This window comes from Tautonia sp. JC769, assembly GCF_040717455.1.
In the GTDB taxonomy this organism is placed as follows: domain Bacteria; phylum Planctomycetota; class Planctomycetia; order Isosphaerales; family Isosphaeraceae; genus Tautonia.
This window is the reverse complement of the sequence record NZ_JBFEFH010000067.1, coordinates 1-1,200: the sequence shown is the minus strand read 5'-3', so window position 1 is coordinate 1,200 and position 1,200 is coordinate 1. Positions and strand designations below refer to the sequence as shown.

Sequence of the window (1,200 nt, the reverse complement as noted above, 5' to 3'; positions counted from 1 at the left end):
ATTGAGTAATTCTTCGCGGTGCATCACCGTGGAGGGAGCCTCTCCGATGAACACCGCGACGTTGTCCTTGATGGAGCGGTTGGCCCAGGTGCCCGACCCACGCGGTCGGCGGGGGCAACGCTATCCACTGCCGTCCTTGCTCGCCCTGGCCGTCGTGGCCATGCTCTCGGGCATGACCTCGCTGGAGGCGATCGCCCACTTCGGACGCCTGCGGGGGCCTCGGTTGACCCACCTGCTCGGCTTCCGCGACGGGAAGACGCCGAGCAAGGCCACCTACTCCCGGCTCTTCGCCGCGGTGGACACCCGGGCCGTCGAGGCGGTCCTGACCGCCTGGGTCCGCGACCGCTGTCCCGACGAGCGATGGCGGCAGCTGACCCTCGACGGCAAGACCCTGCGGGGCAGCCGCGACGGGGAGGCCGCCGGGGTGCACCTGCTGACGGCCTTCGCCCCCGAGGTGGCCGCCGTGCTCGGCCAACTGCGGGTCGAGGCCAGGACCAACGAGCACAAGGCGGCGCTGGAGCTGCTCGGCGTGCTGCCCTTGCACGGCAAGGTCGTCACCGGTGATGCCATGTTCACACATCGTGACGTCTGCCGGGCGATCACCGATGCCGGCGGGGATTACCTCCTGCCGGTCAGGGACAATCAACCGACGCTCCGAGCCGACCTCGAGGCCGCGTTCGCCCCCCCGGCGACGCTTTCCCCCCCGACAGCGGCAGCTCCGCGAGCGGTCCTTCAGCACGGCGACGCACGTCGACAAGGGGCACGGCCGCCGCGAGCGCCGCACCCTGATGGCCACGAGTTGGCTCAATGACTTCCTGGACTGGCCGGACGTCGGCCAGGTGTTCCTGCTGCGTCGGGAGCGGACCTGCGGCGCGGTGACGACCGTCGAGGAGGTCTTCGGGATCACCAGCCTGCGGCCCGAGCAGGCCTCGGCCTCGGAGCTGCTGCACTGGTGCCGGGAGCACTGGGCGATCGAGAACCGGCTCTTCGGCGTCCGCGACGGCAGCTTCCGCGAGGACGCCTGCCGCGTCCGCCGAGGCGGCGCGGCCCAGACGCTGGCCGCATTGCGGAACACGCTGATCCATCTGATCAAGCAGAGCGACTTCCGGAGCGTCGCCGAGGCGATGCGCCACTTCATGGTCCATCCCCTTGAGGCACTCGAACGCCTGACCCAGCCCGCCCGACAATGAAACGGCCCTG

The 1,200-nt window shown here is 70.3% G+C and carries 1 protein-coding gene and 1 pseudogene; both read left to right on the top strand.

Annotated elements, in window-relative coordinates; all coding sequences use genetic code 11:
• Positions 1 to 46: 46 nt before the first annotated feature.
• Positions 47 to 682: pseudogene (locus AB1L88_RS26880) on the top strand (ISAs1 family transposase); the annotation flags it as partial.
• Positions 564 to 1,190, top strand: coding sequence for an ISAs1 family transposase (locus AB1L88_RS26875; RefSeq protein WP_367099803.1), 627 nt, complete (start codon positions 564 to 566; stop codon positions 1,188 to 1,190). The pseudogene AB1L88_RS26880 and the gene AB1L88_RS26875, both read left to right, overlap by 119 nt.
• Positions 1,191 to 1,200: the final 10 nt, after the last annotated feature.